17 protein-coding genes are annotated in these 19576 nt (G+C 57.3%); 11 read left to right on the top strand and 6 right to left on the bottom strand.

Annotated elements, in window-relative coordinates; translation table 11 throughout:
• Positions 1–50: 50 nt before the first annotated feature.
• Entirely contained in the window at positions 51–473 is a 423-nt protein-coding gene (gene hisI / locus KORM41_RS01720) for a phosphoribosyl-AMP cyclohydrolase (RefSeq protein ID WP_068143735.1), read from the top strand.
• Positions 466–1308: a trypsin-like serine peptidase gene (locus KORM41_RS01715; protein ID WP_068143733.1), complete on the top strand. Its 843-nt coding sequence runs from the start codon at positions 466–468 to the stop codon at positions 1306–1308. Before hisI ends, KORM41_RS01715 begins: the two co-directional genes overlap by 8 nt.
• On the opposite strand, the gene KORM41_RS01710 is transcribed toward KORM41_RS01715, so the two are convergent.
• Entirely contained in the window at positions 1305–3728 is a 2424-nt protein-coding gene (locus tag KORM41_RS01710) for a putative bifunctional diguanylate cyclase/phosphodiesterase (RefSeq protein ID WP_068143730.1), read from the bottom strand. The two genes, KORM41_RS01715 and KORM41_RS01710, sit on opposite strands and share 4 nt — an antisense overlap.
• 135 nt (positions 3729–3863) lie before the next feature.
• Here KORM41_RS01710 and KORM41_RS01705 point away from each other — a divergent pair, with 135 nt between their 5' ends.
• Together KORM41_RS01705 and KORM41_RS01700 are read left to right on the top strand one after the other, a co-directional pair.
• Entirely contained in the window at positions 3864–5249 is a 1386-nt protein-coding gene (locus KORM41_RS01705) for an FAD-binding oxidoreductase (protein WP_068143728.1), read from the top strand.
• Complete coding sequence (locus KORM41_RS01700) at positions 5246–6010, top strand: hypothetical protein (protein WP_068143727.1); 765 nt, start codon at positions 5246–5248, stop codon at positions 6008–6010. Before KORM41_RS01705 ends, KORM41_RS01700 begins: the two co-directional genes overlap by 4 nt.
• A 9-nt stretch (positions 6011–6019) precedes the next feature.
• Here KORM41_RS01700 and KORM41_RS01695 read toward each other — a convergent pair whose 3' ends face one another.
• Positions 6020–7741 carry an N-acyl-D-amino-acid deacylase family protein gene (locus KORM41_RS01695; RefSeq protein ID WP_068143724.1) on the bottom strand — a complete coding sequence of 574 codons (1722 nt, stop codon included), beginning with the start codon at positions 7739–7741 and terminating at the stop codon, positions 6020–6022.
• Positions 7742–7877: 136 nt separating this feature from the next.
• Here KORM41_RS01695 and gloB point away from each other — a divergent pair, with 136 nt between their 5' ends.
• From gloB to KORM41_RS01680, 3 genes are all read left to right on the top strand, one after another.
• Entirely contained in the window at positions 7878–8642 is a 765-nt protein-coding gene (gene gloB / locus KORM41_RS01690; RefSeq protein ID WP_068143722.1) for a hydroxyacylglutathione hydrolase, read from the top strand.
• A 58-nt stretch (positions 8643–8700) separates the two neighbouring features.
• The gene (locus KORM41_RS01685; protein WP_068143720.1) at positions 8701–10764 is read left to right on the top strand and encodes a prolyl oligopeptidase family serine peptidase; all 2064 of its coding nucleotides are present in this window, start codon (positions 8701–8703) and stop codon (positions 10762–10764) included.
• Between the two features lie 150 nt (positions 10765–10914).
• Entirely contained in the window at positions 10915–11964 is a 1050-nt protein-coding gene (locus KORM41_RS01680) for a hypothetical protein (protein ID WP_068143718.1), read from the top strand.
• 3 nt (positions 11965–11967) lie between these two features.
• On the opposite strand, the gene KORM41_RS01675 is transcribed toward KORM41_RS01680, so the two are convergent.
• Complete coding sequence (locus tag KORM41_RS01675) at positions 11968–12630, bottom strand: Fe2+-dependent dioxygenase (RefSeq protein ID WP_068143716.1); 663 nt, start codon at positions 12628–12630, stop codon at positions 11968–11970.
• 184 nt (positions 12631–12814) lie between these two features.
• Between KORM41_RS01675 and KORM41_RS01670 the strand changes: the two genes are divergently transcribed.
• On the top strand, positions 12815–14215 hold the full coding sequence (locus tag KORM41_RS01670) for a M20/M25/M40 family metallo-hydrolase (RefSeq protein WP_068143713.1): 1401 nt from the start codon (positions 12815–12817) through the stop codon (positions 14213–14215).
• 95 nt (positions 14216–14310) lie between these two features.
• Complete coding sequence (locus KORM41_RS01665; protein ID WP_068143711.1) at positions 14311–15066, top strand: hypothetical protein; 756 nt, start codon at positions 14311–14313, stop codon at positions 15064–15066.
• Here the strand turns inward: KORM41_RS01665 and KORM41_RS01660 are convergent.
• From KORM41_RS01660 to KORM41_RS01650, 3 genes are all read right to left on the bottom strand, one after another.
• Positions 15063–15788 carry a sterol desaturase family protein gene (locus tag KORM41_RS01660; protein WP_068143710.1) on the bottom strand — a complete coding sequence of 242 codons (726 nt, stop codon included), beginning with the start codon at positions 15786–15788 and terminating at the stop codon, positions 15063–15065. The two genes, KORM41_RS01665 and KORM41_RS01660, sit on opposite strands and share 4 nt — an antisense overlap.
• A gap of 83 nt (positions 15789–15871) precedes the next feature.
• The gene (ung, locus tag KORM41_RS01655; protein WP_068143708.1) at positions 15872–16579 is read right to left on the bottom strand and encodes a uracil-DNA glycosylase; all 708 of its coding nucleotides are present in this window, start codon (positions 16577–16579) and stop codon (positions 15872–15874) included.
• Positions 16580–16645: 66 nt separating this feature from the next.
• The gene (locus tag KORM41_RS01650) at positions 16646–17335 is read right to left on the bottom strand and encodes a hypothetical protein (RefSeq protein WP_068143706.1); all 690 of its coding nucleotides are present in this window, start codon (positions 17333–17335) and stop codon (positions 16646–16648) included.
• Positions 17336–17829: 494 nt separating this feature from the next.
• Here KORM41_RS01650 and cysG point away from each other — a divergent pair, with 494 nt between their 5' ends.
• Positions 17830–19224: a siroheme synthase CysG gene (gene cysG / locus KORM41_RS01645; RefSeq protein WP_231727064.1), complete on the top strand. Its 1395-nt coding sequence runs from the start codon at positions 17830–17832 to the stop codon at positions 19222–19224.
• Between the two features lie 17 nt (positions 19225–19241).
• Entirely contained in the window at positions 19242–19574 is a 333-nt protein-coding gene (locus tag KORM41_RS01640; protein ID WP_082719658.1) for a DUF2849 domain-containing protein, read from the top strand.
• The last annotated feature ends 2 nt before the right edge of the window (positions 19575–19576 follow it).

Below are 19576 nucleotides of genomic sequence, written 5' to 3'. Positions count from 1 at the left end.
GCGGTGTGATCGGGCGATCATGCCGCTTTGTTATTTTTAAGAGCGTACCAATGACCAAAATCCAGTTTGCAGACCGGGCTGACAGAAAGACTGTGGAAACAGGCGATGCCTTCGCCCCCAAGTTCGATGACCAGGGCCTGATCCCTGTTGTCACCACCTGCGCAACAACGGGCCGGGTATTGATGCAGGCCTGGATGAACGCTGAGGCCATTGAGCGCACCATCGAGACAGGCGAGGCGCATTATTTCAGCCGCTCCCGCCAGGAGCTTTGGCACAAGGGCGCTACCTCTGGCGAATTTCAACTGGTGAAGGAATTCCGCACAGACTGCGACCAGGATGCGCTGTGGCTTGTTGTGGAGCAAAAAGGGGGAAAATGCTGTCACGTGGGACACCCCAGCTGCTTCTACCGCAGCATCACAGTAAACATCCCTGTAAGCGACACAGAACCGCCCAAGCTGAATACGGATGATTAGGACCTTAGCCATAATCGCCTTCGTGCTTTTGGCTGTGCCTGTATGGGCACAGGACCAGGACGCGACCATGACGCCGGAAGAACGCCTGAAGCGCATGCGGGCAGCTGAAGGCCGTGTGCCTGAAAATGTGGTCACCAGCTTCAAGCGCCGCACGGTGGACAGCAGCGAAGCGCCCTGGCGTGCCATTGGGCGTGTAAACAACAACGGCCTGACCCACTGCAGCGGCACGCTTGTGGGCGAAAAACTGGTGCTGACAGCGGCCCATTGTGTCTATTCCCCGCGCACGAAAAAACGATCGGTTCCCAACAATCTTCATTTTCTGGCAGGCTACGCAAAAGGCGACTATATCGCCCACTCAAGGGTCAAAGGCTATATCCTCGGTAAGGACTTCAACCTCGAAAATGCGGCGATAAATCCGGCAAACTGGTCCCAAGACTGGGCCTTGCTTATCCTGACTGACCCCATCGGCGCCGACATTGGCTTTCTTGAGCTTCACCCCGACCTTTTGCCCGGGAAACATACGGAACCTGAGCTAGTTTCGATAATGCCCCAGGTGACCACTGCCGGGTATGCCGGCGACCGGGCGCACATCCTGTCGCTGGAAGAAAACTGCCAGATCGTTGCCGCCCCTTATAAAGGGCATGTGCTGGTAACCACTTGTCTGTCGCTGAATGGCGATAGCGGTGGCCCGATCCTACAACAGCTGACGGGAGGGTATCGGGTTATTGGCATCACCACGGTATCGCACCGCAGTGGCACAAAGCATAATAGCATCGGGGTTTCCGCACTGGCGTTCAGTGAAAAGCTCGGGGCACTGCTCGCCGAAGGGCGTTAGGCTGTACGCCCCGATATCGCCGGCTGACCGGCCTCATCCTGTTTTTCAGATGCTTTGGTCAGGCTGGCATAGTCTGCAATTGACTTTGGCTTGCCGGTGAAAAAGCCCTGCACCTCGTCACCATGTTCCAGTCGGAGCATCGCAAGCTGGCTTTCGGTCTCCACACCCTCTGCCAACACCGGGATATCCAGGCCGTGCCCGAGCCCGATCATGCCCTTGACGATACCCAGCGCCTGCGGGTCGCTTTGCAGGTTGATAATGAAACTGCGGTCGATCTTCAGCTTATCAAAAGGAAATTGCCTGAGATAACTGAGCGAGCTGTAGCCCGTTCCAAAGTCATCCATCGCCAACAGAACACCTTTCTCCTTCAGCGTTCTGAGCATATCAAGCGCGCGTTCTTCGTCCTCTATCAGCACGCCTTCCGTGATTTCAAGCTCGAGGCGGCGTGGCGCAAGGCCATGTCGCTGAAGCGTGTCTGCAATATAGCCGGCCAGATGATCTTCAAGGAACTGAACCGGTGACAGGTTCACGGCAACCCTTAGAGGGTTTTCCCAACTTGCCGCCTCCTTGCAGGCTTCATCGATGATCCAGTTGCCAATTTCAACAATTGCCCCCGTTTCTTCGGCTAGTGGGATGAACTCAGCGGGTGAGATGATGCCGCGTTCCGCATGTCGCCAGCGCACCAGCACCTCAAAGCCGGTAGCAACGCCAGTGTCGCAGTCAAATTGTGGCTGATACAAAAGGAACAGCTCTCCTCGTTCAAGCGCCCCAGAGAGTTCCAGCTTCAGCTTGCGGCGATCCTCCTGCGCCTTGTCGACACTTTCTTCATAGAAGCAATAGGTGCCTCGCCCAATGGATTTCGCCTTCTTCATGGCGATCTCTGCGCGCGCCAGAAGTGTGCTCGGGTCATCCGCGTCATCTGGGACGACGGCTGTGCCAACACAGGCTGTAACCTTTACCTCGCGCCCGGCCACAGAAAACGGCTGACTGAGCTTCCGGCGCAGGCGCTCAAGCAGAAGTACAGCACTCTCCGTACTAGCGACCCCTTCCTGAACAACACAGAACTGGTCGGCGCCCAGGCGCGATACCGTCACCATACCGCGCATCACAGTTGAAATGCGCCCAGCGATAAACTTCAGAAGCTGATCCGCGTTATGCTGGCCGATGGTTGTGTTCATTTCTTTGAAGGAATCCAGGTCGATGAAGTGAAGGATGACTTTCTGGTCGTGCGCCAATGCCGTCGGGATGCTTTGCCCCAACCGGTCCATCATCAATTGGCGGTTGGCAAGGCCGGTCAGCATGTCATAGTTGGCCAGATAATTGATCCGCTGTTCGGCGGCGCGGCGTTCACGCAGGTCCCTGACAATCACCACATTGTGGGGTTCGCCGCGAACAATCGCGCACTTGAAAAACAGCTCCGTCGGGATCTCTTCACCAACAGAGCTGACAAGCGTGGTCTCTTCAACATGCTCCGCCCGTTCCGACAGGTTGGTGACTGTTTCCCCGCGCGGGAAATCATGAAAATATCGGGCGAAATCCTGCCCCCTCAGTTGGCGCGCGCTATGGCAGACAAGCGATAGGAAGCTTGGGTTGGCATCAACGATATGCCCGCCATAATCCACCACCACGATGCCTTCAATGGCAGCGTCCGCAAGCCCCTGAAGGCGCGAAACCTCAACCGACTGATGCTCGGTCAGGTGAATATCCATAATCACCATGGCCAAGCTTATACCCAGAACCGCAAACGCCCCAAGGGACACGCCAAAACCCAGTACCACATCTGTGAATATCCGGTCGGGGACCGGCTGCATGGCATCAGGCACAATGGTTGTCCCCGCCATGGCAATCACATGAAGCACAAGAGGAGCGCCTGCAAGAAGCGCTGTGGCAAGAAGCAGCCTGACCCGGTCGTAGGTCTTGTTCATGACCACAAAACCGATACCGGTAAACGGAAGCGTGGCCAAAACGGCAACGGCATTGAACCAGACATCGGTAAAGATCGTGCCCTGAAGCATCAGGGACTGCTGTTCTACGAAATGCATCAGCGCCAGCCCAGCGCCTACAATCAGCCCAGCCAGAAGGCGCGCGCGTTTGGTCCGGTTATAGGTGGCGATATAAAGGCCTATGCCAACAGACCCGATCATCACGGCGCCTGACATCACGTTCAGCCAGAAGCCATGGGCAATGGCCATGCCCTGATCCCACCCCAGTATCGCTATGAAATGAGCTGCCCAGAAACCGCCACCCACCACAACGGCAGATTTCAAAAGCCAGCGCCAGCGGTCCTTTTCGGCGGACTCTCTTGCGCGCTGAGCCATCAGAACCGCGGTAAAGGCGCACATCAGCGAAATAAGACCGGCAAGGCCGAGGACGCGAAAATCATGCTCGTTGAGGATATTTGTTATGACTTGCGTCAGCATATAAAACCGCCCCTGCCCCCACATTTGCACTAACACCCTAAGTCCCAAGGCTTGATGTTCTGTTAACAGACTTGGGTTGGCCTGCATAATTCATTCTACTCTCGCCAAATAATTCAGCTTCTGTAAAATGACCCTATGAACAAAGACTTGGCCATTTCTGACCTGACAGCACGCTTCGGCGCAAAGCTGAGCCTGGCATCCGCTGACCGGGAGCAACATGGCGCGGATGAAAGCTCGCATGCCGTGATGATGCCGGATGCCGTCCTTCATGCAGGCACCACGGAAGAGGTCGCCGACGCTGTGCGCATCTGCGCCCGCCACCGCATGCCGGTGATCCCCTTTGGGGCCGGTACGTCGCTCGAAGGGCATGTCACCGCCCCTCATGGCGGCCTGACCATAGATCTAAGCCTGATGAACCGTGTCCTTGCCGTTAACGAAGCCGACCTTGATGTCCGTGTCCAGGCGGGCGTTACCAGACAGGCACTCAATACGCATCTGCGCGACAAGGGCCTATTCTTCCCGGTCGACCCGGGGGCCGATTGCACGCTGGGCGGCATGGTGGGCACCCGCGCATCTGGCACCAATGCAGTCCGGTACGGCACCATGCGTGAACAACTGCTGTCCCTGCAGGTCGTCACCGCCACAGGCGAAATCATTGAGACCGGGAACCGCGCACGCAAATCGGCTGCAGGGTATGATCTGACGCACCTTTTTGCTGGGTCTGAGGGCACGCTTGGCGTGGTGACGGAAATGAGTCTGCGGGTTTATGGTAGGCCAGAAAAGCTGATGGCGGGGGTGTGCCACTTCCCAAACCTTGATGCGGCTACAAGTGCGGTGATTGCCACCATCCAGATGGGGCTGCCGGTCGCGCGGATTGAGCTTTTGGACGAATTGTCCGTCAAGGCTGTGAATACATACTCAGGCCTCGAGCACAAGGAAGCGCCCACCCTGTTCCTGGAATTTCACGGCAGTGCCGCCGCAGTCGACGCAGAGGTCAGCGCTTTTTCTGAACTAGCGTCCGAGATGGGCGGATCGGACATTGAATTCGCCGAGAGGCAGGAAGACATAAACAAGCTGTGGCACGCGCGCCACCAGCTTTATTATGCCACCCGCGCCATGGCTCCAGGCAAACACATCATGACAACAGACGTATGCGTGCCTATCTCAAGGCTTGGGGACTGTATGCGCGAAACCCGCTTTGACATGGATGAAAGCCCCATCGTTGGCACCATGGTAGGCCATGTGGGCGACGGCAATTTCCACACAATCCTGCTGGCGGACCCGAACAATCTGGGGGAAATGCGCGCGCTCGACGATCTGCACGACCGCATGGTAACCCGCGCGATTGAGATGGGTGGCACCTGCACGGGCGAACACGGCATTGGCCTTGGCAAAATGAAGTATCTGGAGCAGGAAAAGGGCCCTGCCCTTCACCTGATGCGCCAGATCAAGGCGGCTCTTGACCCCATCGGCATTATGAACCCAGGCAAGCTTCTGCCTGGGATGGATAGTGAACCATGATTGAAGAATTCCTGACCGTCCTGACCGTTCGCGCGGTGCCCGGTGCCCGTGAAGGAGGGCTGGTGCGCGAAATTGCGGGCATCCTTGGTCGCCACCGTAGGCAAAAAGCCTTCTGGGCAGAGCATCTGCAGCACACCAAGGAATGTATCACTGCCCACCTTCATCAGGCAGACCCAAATGAACCGATCCTCTTGATGGGCGCTGGGCTATGCCTTGACGTGCCACTGGCAGCGCTTAATGATCACCCGGCAGGAGCGCTTCTGATGGACGCCGTTGAAACCCGCCGTACCCGCCGGGCTATCCGATCATTTGGGAACATAGAGTTCGAGCGCGCTGATCTCACAGGCATGCTTGAGGAATTCTGGTTGGGCGACAAGAACACGGCCTTCAGCCCACCGGATATGGCACCGCTGCCGCTTGTGGGCTTCGGGATGGCCATCAGTTGCAATGTGCTGAGCCAACTGCCTCTTGCTTTTGCCTCCAGCCCACCCGCGGACGAACAGGAACAAAAAATCACCTCAGCTGTGCAAAAGGCCCATGTGCGGGCGCTTCTGGCCATGGATTGCCCGGTGCTTTTGATCACGGATTATGAACGCGTGGAAGTCACTGGCACTGCACCGCATATTATCCAGACCGTTGATCGCACCCTGTTGCCGGGCGACCCGATTGAAGAATGGGACTGGCCCATTGCCCCACAGGGTGAGGTGGCCCCCGATCTTGACGTGCGTCTGAAGGTCGGCGCCTGGCTTCTGAACGTCTGATACGCTCGCTTACTGGCTTCCCATCCGCCCGGTCCAGCCGGGGCCACGCACCACACGTCCTGGGGTCGCGCCCGTATGCTCACCATCCTTGATCACTTGTACACCGTTGATGAATACATTACTGACGCCCGTGGAAAGTTGGTGTGGATCGTTGAAGGTTGAATGATCAGCAACCGTCGCCGGGTCGAAAACAACAATGTCGGCGAAAGCCCCTTCAAGAATATGGCCACGATCCCTTAGCTTCAGCCGTGCCGCTGGCAGTCCGGTCAACCGGAAAATTGCCTCCTCAAGAGGGATGACCTTTTCGTCCCGAACATAGTGCCCAAGCAACCGCGCGACGTTACCGTAGGTGCGCGGGTGCTTGCCGCCAAATTCTTTCGCGACCATAGGGTCCACCGCTTCGGCGTCAGACCCGAAAGCCACCCAGGGCTGTCGGATTTTCTTTTTCACATTCTCCTCAGACATCAGGAAATAGATGGCGCTCACGCGCGTGCCGTCCGCGATCACCAGATCCATCGCGGCCTCTTCGGGCGTTTTGCCCATGGCCGCTGCCACTTCCGAAAGGCGCATGCCTGTATATTTCTTCAGCTCCGGGTTCTGGAAGTATGGGAGCAACACCCCCTCCGGGCCTGCCGCCAGCATCAGGTTTTCCCAATCGTCAGACGGCGTGGTCATTTCCACCTGCAGCCGCTTGCGGATTTCCGGGTCCTTCAGGCGGGCCGCCCAATCATCGTGTGTGCCTTCCTGCACCCAGGGCGGCATGGCCGCATCAAGCCCGGTGGCCCCAGCCGTGTAGCTATACATATCCGCGCTGATATCCAAGCCCTCAGCCCGCGCCTTTTCAACCCGGGCGATCACCTCATCCAGCTTGCCCCAATTTTCCTTGCCCGCTGCCTTCAGGTGATAAATTTCCGCCGGAAGCCCGGCTTCCCGGGCGATGGTGATCAGCTCCTCCAGCGAGGTCATGATCTGGCTGCCTTCATTGCGCATGTGCGAAATATAGCGACCTCCATACTGGCCCGCGACGCTCGCCAGCGCGATCAGCTCATCTGTATCAGCATAGAAGGCCGGCGCATAAATAAGCGACGTGCCTAGGCCCATGGCACCTTCCTCCATCGCGGTCGCCACCTCGGCCTTCATGGCTTCAAGCTCATCCGCTGTCGGCGCACGGTTGGCGTATCCGACATGATTGATCCGCACGGTGGTGGCACCCACATAGGACGCCACATTTGGCGAAATGCCCTTTGCTTCCAGCATCTCAAGATATTCGCCAAAGCCGGTCCAGTTGACGTCATAGGGCTGGGGCGTGGCGCTGATTTTCTTCTGGTAATCTGCTTTCGTATGATCCGCCAGTGGCCCCATGGACCAGCCTTCGCCAAACACTTCAAGCGTTACTCCCTGAACGGTGTCCGACAGGCCGCGGCCATCGATGATCAGGCTGTCTGTTGCCCAGGACAGCATATTGATAAAGCCGGGGGAGACCGCCTTACCCGCAGCATCAATAACCGTGTCGGCCTCCGCACCCGAAAGGTCTCCGATGGCGACGATTCGGTCATCCCGCACCCCCACATCAACCTCGCGCCCCGGCGCACCTGTGCCGTCATACACGGTGCCGTTCATGATCAGAACATCATAGCGTTCCGGCGTCTGTCCGCTGTCGCCACACCCGCTGAGCGCCAGGAAGGCCACCGCCACCATCAGTTTTAGGAAATTCAGACGCGTGATGCCCATGGCCGTCCCTTTCTTGTGATGCAATCAGCCAACACCGTAAGGGGGCATGGCACATGGGTGCAAGCACACACTGCCGTTTCTGAGTTGGCCCGACTGTCGAGCGCGGCTATAGTGTCGCCCGGAGTGGGAGTTATCTATGCTTGAGATCGTTCAAATACCGGTCCTGTCGGACAATTATGTTTATCTGATCCATGAACCCAGGTCGGGCGACACGGCGGTCGTTGACCCTGCCGTTGAGGATGAAGTGGTCGCGGAGCTTGAGAAGCGCGGCTGGACGCTGACCCATATCCTGAACACCCACCACCACTGGGACCATACGGGCGCCAACCTGGCGCTGAAGGAACGCTTTGGTGTGACCATTGTCGGGCCGGCGGCGGAACGCGAGCGCATCCCGGGCCTTGATATAGCGGTTGGCGACGGGGACCAAGCCTATCTGGGCGATGTGGCGGCAGACGTTTATGACGTGCCGGGCCACACAGCCGGGCATATTGCCTATCATTTTGCTGGCGACGCCGCGCTTTTTTGCGGTGACACGCTGTTCGCCATGGGCTGCGGCCGTCTGTTTGAAGGCACGGCAGACCAGATGTGGCAATCGCTGTCGAAATTCCTGAAGCTGCCGGACGAAACGAAGGTCTACTGCGCCCACGAATATACCATGGCCAACGGCAATTTCGCCCTGACGGTGGAGCCCGGCAATGCATACCTTCAGGCCCGCATGGCGGAAGTGGAAAAACTGCGCGCAGCAGGCACACCCACCATCCCGACCACCATCGGGCTGGAGAAGGCAACCAACCCGTTCCTCAGGCCCATGAGCGACAACATCCAGGAAACGGTGGGCATGATTGGCGCGCCGCTACCCAAAGTGTTCGCCGAAGTGCGGGCGCGGAAAGACAATTTCTAAACGCAACAAAAACAGTCCAAGGGGGGACAAAATGAAATCAGTGACAGTAGGAGTAGTTATGGCTGCAGCCATTACGGTTGCCGTGGGTGCGGACGATGATCCGTTCCTGTGGCTTGAAGAGGTTGAAGGCGACAAGGCGCTTGAATGGGTGCATGAACGCAATGCCCATTCGCTTGGCATGCTGGAAAAAGACCCGCGTTTTGAGGCCCTGAAGGAACGCGCACTGAAGGACTATAACGCCAAGGACAAAATCGCCTATGGCCGCCTCACGGGCGGTGCCGTGCACAACTTCTGGCAGGATGAAAAGAATGTCCGTGGCCTGTGGCGCCGTACCAGCCTGAAGTCATACAAATCCGGCGAACCCAAGTGGGTGGACGTTCTGGACTTTGACAAGCTGGCCGAAGAAGAAGGCGAGAACTGGGTCTATAAGGCGCGTAAGTGCCTGGCACCCGATTTTGGCCGCTGCCTGATTGAACTGAGCCGCGGCGGCGGTGACGCCGTTGTGGTGCGCGAATTTGACGCCTTCACCAAACGCTTCGTGGATGGCGGTTTCATCACCGAAGAAGCCAAACAGGAAGTTGTGTGGGTGGACGCTGACACCGTGCTGATCGGCACAGATTTTGGTGACGGCACCATGACGGATTCTGGCTATGCCAACCAGATCAAGCTTTGGAAGCGGAACGAACCGCTGTCGATGGCCAAGCTGATGCATGAAGGCGACCGCAAGGACGTAGGTAGCTTCCCGTTCGCGAGCCACCGCCCTGACGGCACGTATGTGGGCGTTGTGCAGGCGCCTGACTTTTTCACCGAAGTGATCCACATCATGGAAGGCGAAGGCCTTGAGGCGGAAATGCGCACGCTGGACCTGCCAAAGACCATCTCCTTCCAGGGCTTCTTCGCCGACATGCTCCTCCTGCAAATGCGCAAGGACTGGACCGTGGGCGCCAAAGAAGTGAAGGCTGGCTCGCTGGTATCCATCAAGGTGGCCGACGCAATCGCTGGCCGCCCAGGCCTGAGCCTCAAGGTGATCTTCGAGCCGGGCGAGCGTAACTCAATCGACGACGTGACCATCGGGAAGGACCGCGTTTTCCTGACCGTGCTTGACGAAGTAACCGGCAACCTGAAGTCCGCCCGCCCCGACGCCGAAGGCTGGCAGGTGGCGGACCTGGGCATGCCGGAAAACGGCAGCCTGAATGTAGTAAGCGCCGATGAATGGACCGACGCAGCTTTCGTGAATTTTGAGAGCTTCCTGCAGCCCGACACGCTTTATGTCGTGGAACGCGGTAAGGTGCCAGAAGAAGTGACAAGCCTGCCAACGCGCTTTGATGCCTCGAACCTGGTGACCGAACAGAAGTTCGCCACGTCGGCTGACGGCACCAGCGTACCCTATTTCCTGATCCGCCACAAAGACACCAAGATGGACGGCAAGACACCGACCGTTCTTTATGGCTATGGCGGGTTTGAGATTTCCTTGTCGCCTGGTTACCTGTCCGGCTTCAGCAAGCTTTGGGTTGAAGAAGGCGGCGCATATGCTGTTGCCAACATCCGTGGCGGCGGCGAGTTTGGCCCGAAATGGCACCAGGCGGCCCTAAAGGAAAACCGCCAGCGCGCCTATGACGATTTTATCGCCGTGGGCGAAGACCTGATCAGCAGCGGCCTCACCAGCCCTGAGCACCTGGGTATCCGCGGCGGGTCAAACGGTGGCCTTCTGATGGGTGTGATGACCACCCAGCGCCCGGACCTATGGAACGCTGTGATCTGTGCTGTACCACTTCTGGACATGATGCGGTTCCATACGCTTCTGGCCGGCGCAAGCTGGATGGGCGAATACGGCAACCCGGATATCCCGGAAGAGCGGGACTATATCCTTAAATATTCACCGTACCAGAACCTCAGTGCTGACAAGGACTATCCGGAGGTCTTCTTCTATACGTCCACGAAGGACGACCGCGTGCACCCGGGCCACGCCCGCAAGATGGCGGCACGGATGCTCTCCATGGACAAGCCGGTGATCTATTATGAAAACACCGAAGGCGGGCATTCAGCCGCCGCGAACCTAAAGCAGAGAGCCTTCACTGATGCCCTGCAGACGGTTTATGTTCTGAAAAAACTGATGGACTAAAAACAACATGCCGGGAGGTGGTACCCGCCGCCTCCCGGTCCCCATATCCACGATGGCAGATAAACCATCAGCATATTGTTATCTGCGAAATCGCCGCCTATCCTCTCGCCCACAGCCCAATCCCTAACATGAAACGGATGCATAAAGTCGATGCAGGCCACGCCAAACCTGATGGACGACCCCGCGCTTTATCCCTTCCAGGTGAATTGGGAAAGCGATCAGGTCTATCTGATTGACGCTGACACAGCCTTCTATAGTGATGCAGCCTTTCTGGACCAGCGTGCCATCCGCCCCGGCATGCAGGGCAACTGGGCCAGCCTTGAAGAGGTTCGCGCGCAAACCGGCGCAGCGCCTGCACAGCCAATGGGGCTGATCTTCCATGTCGGCCATTGCGGCTCGACGCTGATTTCACGCGCCCTTGGACTTCTGGACGGCATGTTCAGCCTGCGCGAACCACTGCCGCTTCGCGACCTTGCCCATTTCTGGACCGACCGCGATACCGTCTGGAGCCGGAAAAACAGTGCATCTATCATGGAAGACATGGCGCTTATGCGCGCGCTCTGGTCCCGCACACCAAAGAAGGGCGAAACAAGCGTCCTCAAGGCCACCAGCTTCTGCAGCCTGCTGGCGGCGCCGTGGCTGACGCAGTTCCCAAAGGACCGGGCCATGTGCCTTTCCATGGCGCCTGAAATCTATATCAGCACGGTTCTGGGGGCACCGGCCTATATCACCGACCTCGCGGGCGGCGCCAAGCCTCGCATGGCTTCCCTGATGGAAGCGACAGGCGCAAGCTTGCCGCCTCTGCATTCGATGTCAGCCGGAGAGTTGGCGGCCATGACCTACTTGGCGGAAATGACCAACATGCAGCTTGCATCAGAGGTAGCAGGCGACCGGGTACATCGGTTGGATTTTGACCGCTATCTGAAAGACCCGGCAGCGTCCCTTGCGGCGCTGGCCCGGCATTTTGACCACCCAGCCGATGAACAAAACATAGCCAATGCGCTCAGCAACCCTGTCCTGGGGCGGTATTCGAAAGCCACGGACTATAGCTTTTCCGCGCAGGATAGGCGCGACCGGCTGGCCGCATCCCGCGCTGAAAACAGCGAGGAAATCACCAAGGGAATGAATTGGCTGGTTGATTTCGCCCGCACCCACGAATTGACCGCAAGCGAGCTCAGGGCATTCGGGTACGCGAACTAGCGCCTAGGTACCGCTCCACATCCTCGTCAGGTTCTGGCGCACATATTCAAGCCGCATCTGCTCGTCCGCCCCCACCTTGGCAGCGTTGGCATGCAGGAATTCCGTCAGTTCAACCAAAATCTCGCGCTGCTGAAGGTCACGCACCATGCTTTCGATAAAGGTGATGGAAACAATGCGCTCACCCTTTGTGACCGGCAACACCTGATGATAAGTGGTGCTGGGATACACAACTGCCGTCCCGGCTTTGCCCTTGATCTGCAGGTTCTTGTCCCCCATGCGTACATTCAGCTCGCCGCCCTCATAGCTTTCGGGGTCAGACACAAAAACCGTGCAGCTGATGTCCGACCGGATGGCCGGCCGGTATGGCAACATGGCATTGTCGATATGTTCGCCATAGTTCATGCCCGGCTGGTATTTGGTCAGCATCGGAATAGCCATGGACTTGGGGATGCAATAGTCGCGGAAATATTCGTTTCGGGAAAGTCCCGCCTGAACAATGCTTGCCGCTTCCTTATAGCCTTCGTCACCATGGTTAGGCTGAAGGTTATTCTTCTTGGAAAAGCCCGGGTTGCTTTGCCGTCCATCCTCAAACTTGATCGTCTGCGCCAACTCTCTCAGGCGCGCAACCTCTTCAGGCAGCAGAAGCGGATCAATAATATGAAACATGGGGCTCTCCAGTGTGTGTGATGGGCAAGGCCTAGCATGCTAGAAGGAGTCGTTCAATTAGACGAAAGTCGCACTGGATCACCCACTTTGGGATTTCTTATACTCAGCCGCAGAATTTCTATGGTGTTCCCTTGCCTTTGTTGAGCTACCGTCTTTTCAAACAGGGGAAACAGAGGGAATACCCATGAAAAAGACACTCACCGCATTTGCCCTTGCGGCAACGATTTTGACGCCACAGGGGCACGCCAGCCAGGACAACCCAACAGCGCATGAACAGAAAGCGCTGGAGATATACCGCACTTCCATTGCCATGCGCACCGCCGAAGGATTCGGCAATGTGCCCAAGCTGGCCAATTACTTGGCTGATCAATTCCGGGCGGGCGGCTTTGACGACGCCGATATCCATATCAAGGAAATGGGCGAAACTGCCGCATTGATCGTGCGCTACCGGGGTGATGGGTCATCGGGCAAAAAACCGATCCTTCTGTCCGCCCATATGGATGTGGTGGACGCGCGCCCCGAAGACTGGGAGCGCGACCCTTTCACGCTGATCGAGGAAGACGGCTATTTCTTTGGCCGCGGCACTGTTGACAACAAAATGGGCACCACGTCGCTTACATCTGCGTTCCTGCGTCTGAAGGCTGAAGGTTTTGTGCCAACGCGCGACTTGATCATCGCGTTTTCGGGCGACGAAGAGTCCGGCATGGTGACAACAGAAGCCCTGGCCAATGATTTCCGTGACCTGACGGACGCCGAGTTCGTGCTGATCGCCGACGCGGGCGGCGGGGCCCTGGCAGACGACGGCAGCGTGATCAGCTTCAACATGCAGGCCGCCGAGAAAACCTATGTCACCTTTGAACTGACAGCCACCAACCCAGGCGGCCACAGCAGCCGTCCGCGTGAAGACAACGCGATTTATGATCTGGCCGACGCGCTGAAGAAAATCCAGGCCTACAAATTCCCGGTATCCTATAGCGATCTGACCCGTGCTTTCTTCAAGGCTTCATCAAAGCGGTCGGAAGGTGATCTGGGCAAGGCAATGGCCGCCTTCGCAGAAAACCCGAACGACGAATGGGCGTTGAAGACACTGCGGTCCTATCCTGAATATGTCGGCACCACAGGCACAACTTGTGTGGCCACCATGCTGCGCGGCGGGCATGCGGAAAACGCCCTGCCACAAAGCGCCACAGCAACGGTAAACTGCCGGGTGTTCCCGGGGACGGGCGTTGACAACACGCTGAGCATGCTCAAGGAGGTCGTTGCGAACCCTGCCATCGAGTGGGAGGTCATTTATGAGCCAACAGAAAGCCCTGCATCGCCACTGCGCGAAGATGTGCTTGGCCCACTGACAAAAGCCGTCCACACCCTACACCCCGGCGTGGAAATTGTCCCTTATATGGAATCAGGCGGCACAGACGGCATGCATTTCCGCGCTGCGGGCATGGATAGCTATGGTGTGTCCGGCATCTATATGAAGGGCAGTGATATGTATGCCCACGGCCTCAATGAACGGGTGCCGGTAAAGGCCTTTTATGAGTCTCTTGAACACTGGCATATCCTGCTGACAGAGATTGCAGGAAAGTAAGCACAGTCTGGCGCAGCCCCCATTGGCGGCTGCGCCCATACCGTGTATCATGCACCTGTTCGGAGTGATGCTTTCAGCGAAACGGGGAGGTTTCCATGGCAGGCTCCAATGGGCTTATCATTCACTATATGAGTATGCGGCGGGCCATTGGCCGACTCGGATTACTGTTTCCCATTATCCTGGTCATCGGCAGCATCCTGTTTGGCGATATGGTCAATCTGAACGGCGACCTGATGCGCCTGTCAATCAGCCAATATTACCATTCCCCCATGGGAGACGTGTTCGTGGGCGTGCTGTGCGCAGAAGCGATCTTCCTCTATGCCTATCAGGGTTATCAAGACACGCCCGAACAGGCCGCCAGGCGCCCGTGGTATCATATCTCAGACAATGCGGCGGGCAACATCGCAGCTGTGGCGGCAGTGGGCACCGCGCTTTTCCCAACGCTTGAGACCAAAGACGTGCTGGCAGGCGTTCCCTTTGGCGTCTCAAGCTATCTGCACTGGTTTTTCTCGCTCGCCTTCTTCCTGGTCCTGGCCTATTTCTGCCTGTGCCTGTTCACCAAATCCGGAGAGACGGAGCCCACCCTGCAAAAACGCCGCCGCAACAAAATCTACCGGCTTTGCGGTTGGACCATGCTGTCTATGATCGGCCTGGGCGCGGCCTATCTGATTTTGGGGAAATATGTGCTGAGCGCAGACCAGGTCACAGCGATTGAGGCCAGGAGCCCCACCTTCTGGCTGGAGACAATCTCCGTCTGGGCTTTTGGTCTGTCGTGGTACGTCAAGGGCGAAGCAATCCTCAAGGACATGCCTTATGAGGAAGATGAGGACGGCGAAACTGAAGCATCCTAGCCTTTGATATCCCGCAGAAGCAGCATGTCCTTGATCTGCTGTTCTTTTGCCTTTTCAAAGCCGCATGGAAAATCTGCACCAGACACGTTTGTGAAAGTGCCAAACAAGAGGTCCCATATCGGCAAGCCATAGTTGTTTGCATGATGCCCCGCCTTATGGTGTATGCGGTGCATTTCTGGCCTCTGGACAATGTATCTCAGCCAATGGGGAGAGCGGGTATCAGAGTGGATATAGATGTTATAGACAGCCGCATAAACAAGCGCGATAGCTGCAACATCCACGCACACCCCCAATAGCCAGAACGCCACGCCGACATTAAGGATATTCGCGGCCAGGCCGTCGAAGGGATGCACATAAAAAGCTGTCAGCGCTTCAATCCGTGCCGGGCTATGGTGCAATTGATGAAACACCCGCCACAGCAAATCGAACCGGTGGGTCGCCCGGTGCCACCAGTAGGCAATGAAACTGACAACTAGGAACACAAGAAGCGCAGCCGCAAATACCGGGATGCCGGGATTCAACTGGAAAACCGCATGAGCCGCGAACCAATCATTGAACAGATAGCCTGCTGCAAGCGTCACGGCCATCTGCACCGCGCTGATCGCCCCCGCATATATCTGCCAGCGCTTGTCACAGTCATTACCCGACGCGGGCGCAATCACCTCGAAGGTGAAAACCACCACAAAAACAATGAGAATAACAAAATACCCGGCTAGTCCCATCTGGTATCCCCTCTCATTTGCCACGCTCGCAGCCAAACAGCCATCCGGCAAGCCGACACAATGCCGCGGTCCCTCGTAGTTCCTTATAGCAAGCCCAGCTGCTCTCCAGGCGTGGTGATCGGGTCAAGCTGCCAGTTGATCGGTGTTTTGCCCTTCGCCTTCAGATAGTCGTTGGCCTTGGAGAAATGCCCGCAGCCGAAGAAACCGCGATAGGCGCTGAGCGGTGACGGGTGCGGGCCCTCAAGCACCATGTGCCGATCCTTGTCGATCCCGCCACCCTTTTTCTGTGCATATCCACCCCACAGGATGAACACGAGTCCGTCGTGATGACTGTTGAGCTCATCAATCACCCGGTCCGTGAACTTTTCCCAGCCCTTGTTTTGATGTGCGCCAGCCTTCGCGGCCTCCACCGTCAGGACGGCATTCAAAAGAAGCACACCCTGTTTGGCCCAACCTTCCAAATAGCCGTGGCCCGGGTGCGTGACACCCAGGTCTTCCTCAAGTTCCTTATACATATTCCTGAGGCTCGGCGGCACATCCACACCAGGCTGGACCGAAAAGGAAAGCCCGTGTGCCTGCCCCGGGCCGTGGTAAGGGTCCTGCCCGATGATCACCACTTTGACATCGTCAAGCGGCGTGACCTCAAGCGCATGAAAGATGTTTTCTTCCAAAGGATAAATGGTTTTGCCCGCAGCCTTTTCGGACGCGAGGAACGCCTCCAGCGCCTGCATATAGTCTTTGCCGAATTCGTCGCCGAGCGCCTTTTGCCAACCGGCTTCGTTGATCTGCATACAATACTCCCCTGCCTAAAGCCCTTCTTACACGAGAGAGGGCGGCGGAGGAAACAGCTAGATTGCCTAGCCCAGAAGCATTCGCGCAAAGCTGGCCCAGGCCTCGGTCGGGCCAATGGCGAAAAAGGCCACATACCGCGCCGCAAGCACGAGCCCAGCGATCAATGACACCTTATGCACGCGCCCAAGTGTCCTCTGGTCATAGACGCACAAGGCAGCGATAAGCCCGAAGTGGAACAAAAGACCGATTGGCGCAAACCCAAGCGTCAGGCCAAGCCTGCCTGTCGCCGGGTCCATCATCATGATGCCGACAAGCAGCATCAGGCGCTTGTGGGTCTCAGGCACTTTCCGGTTTAAAACAGCCAAGCTGTAATAGACGACAAAGAGCGTAATATCCATCAGCGGCAGCATGACGAACTGCTCGGGCGAAAACGGCGTTGCGCTGCTTTCGCCGCGGGCGAACACCTCCCCCGTCACAACAACCGAAACCACCGCCATAGCAATAGCGAGAGCAATACTGGCCTTGCCAAGCACCATATGTTTCCTGAGGTTTCGCGCACGGACCAGCGAGGCCTGATAGGTGTAAAGAACAAGCCAACCGAAGAACAAGACACCGTGCATCGCCAGCATCGGGCTCATCTCGCCGCCAGTGGCGAACCGTTCATACATGAAAGGGCCAAAGCCCAGAAAGGACAGCAGGATCAGGGCGACACCCATACCCACATAGAAACTGCGACCGGTTTGCGTGGTCCCCATAATTATTCTCCCCTTTTCCCCATAGGGAAAGCTGCCAGATTTCCGCTCCCCTGCCAATCGGGAACTTCGTTGTTTGAATCCTGCCTTCGGCGTGCTTTTTATCTTTTCGCAAGAATCGACGAAGAAAATATTTCTACTCAGAACCCTTCACAAGCATGACTTTGGATTATTCACGCTAAAATTATGTTCACACTGGCATTTCATTCCAGCGCCATTCCGTCGCCATCCATTCTAGCGAGCAGCTTTTCTCAAATTCACCATTTTAAAAAATCAGTTATTTTAGAATATTATTTTTATTAATAGGTGATATCACTATTTATTGAGTATAAATTTTCTACTGATACCCCTAAATTCTTCTCGTTTGTTTCGCTGGGCAGCCACGCCTATGTATGGAACCACTGAAGAAGCACCCTTCGGCCCCTGGCAGGAATTGAAGCTGAAGCGTGCAGGATTGACGCGAGGAGTATAGGGCTATGTCGAGCATCCCTGTTTTTTTGACCGCTGAAAAGCATCACATCCTGATCGTTGGCGCCACATCGGCTGCCATGGCGAAGGTGGGCCTGTTCACGCCAACACAAGCCCGCATCAGCGTGATTGCGCCAGGCGCCACAGACGCGCTTCGGGAAGCCGGGCTGCTGCCTGAAGACACAGGCCGGGACCTTCTGGTCCACGACCGCCCGTTTGCAGAAGATGACCTGAAGGGCAAGACGCTTGTCTATATCGGCGCCGATGACGAGATCACCGAGGAACGCATCCTTCGGCTCGCCAACACCCGCAACCTGCCGGTCAATGTGATCGACAAGCCAGCCAAATCGAATTTCACGACACCTGCTCAATTTGCCCGCGGGCCGCTGCAGGTGGCCTTCTCTTCCGGGGGTGACGCACCAGTGTTTGTGCGCCGCCTTCGTAGCAGCCTTGAGAAACTCCTGCCCCCTTCTCTTGGCGTGCTTGCTGCTGCGGCGGGCGCTGTCCGGGCTCGCGTCAAGACCATCATCCCTGACGGAACCCGCCGCAGACTATTTTATGATCGCCTCTATGACAACGCCGGCACCTATGCCGACCTTGACCAGCATGAGGTGGAGCGCCTGGTTCTAGAGGCCGCTAAAAGCCACCGTGTGGGTGCCACCACCGGCCAGGTACAGCTTGTGGGCGCAGGCCCAGGTGACCCGGACCTTCTGACCATCAAGGCGCACCGTGCACTCCAACAAGCAGACGTGATTGTCTACGACCGGCTAGTGAGCCGCGACGTGCTGGCCCTCGCCCGCCGCGACGCAGACCTGATCTTTGTTGGCAAGCGCGAAGGCGACCACGGTATCGGCCAGGACGGCATCAACCGCGTAATCGTGGAAGAAGCCCTCAAGGGCCGCCGTGTTGTACGCCTGAAGGGTGGCGATCCCCTGTTGTTCGCCCGCGCAGGTGAAGAACTCGACGCTCTCCGCGCCCACGACATTCATGTGGAAGTCGTGCCCGGCATCAGCGCCTTTCAGGGCATTGCCGCCACCACGCAAATCCCGTTAACGGACCGCGCGCACGCAAGCTCCATCACGCTTGTCACAGGCCACCTGAAGGATGGCGCCTACAAGGATTGGGCGCGCCTGGCGGGCGACGGCCAGACGCTTGCGGTTTATATGGGTGTCAAAGGCGCTCCAAAGATTTCCGCCGGCCTAATCGGTGAAGGCGTGAAGGCGTCAACGCCAGTGGCCGTGGTTGAAAACGGCACCCGCGCCAACGAACGCCGCTTCTACGGCACGCTCGCGACGCTGCCTGAAGTGGTTGCCAAGAACAATGTGAAGAGCCCTGCGCTTCTACTGATCGGTGATGTGGTCTCGACCGCTGCCGACCTTGCCTGGGCCGCAAAAGAAACTGATCGCCTGGTCGCGACAGCTTGAGGATATGGAGTATTGAGATGGCTAGAAAAATCAAAGGGCCACAAATGATTGTCGCGAACCGCCTTCTGGACGGCCGCGTGGTGTTCATGAAAGCCGACGGCACATGGTCTGCCATTGCGGGCGAAGCTGCTGTCGCCGCAGATGAAGCGGGTGTTGAGGCACTTGAGGCCCTGGCGCAAAAATCCGCAGACGAGAACTACGTGCTGTCGATTGAGGTGATCGACGCCACGGAAAAGGGCGGCAAACCCTACCCCGCGCATATCAAATTCGCCATGCAGGCACAGGGCCCAAGTGTGCGCCCGGATCTGGGATACCAGGTTTCGCCGACATGGGAACAAACCGACCTTTAAGG

This window comes from Kordiimonas lipolytica (genome assembly GCF_001550065.1).
The sequence above is the reverse complement of the archived record's forward strand: the minus strand, read 5'-3'. Positions and strand labels throughout refer to the sequence as shown.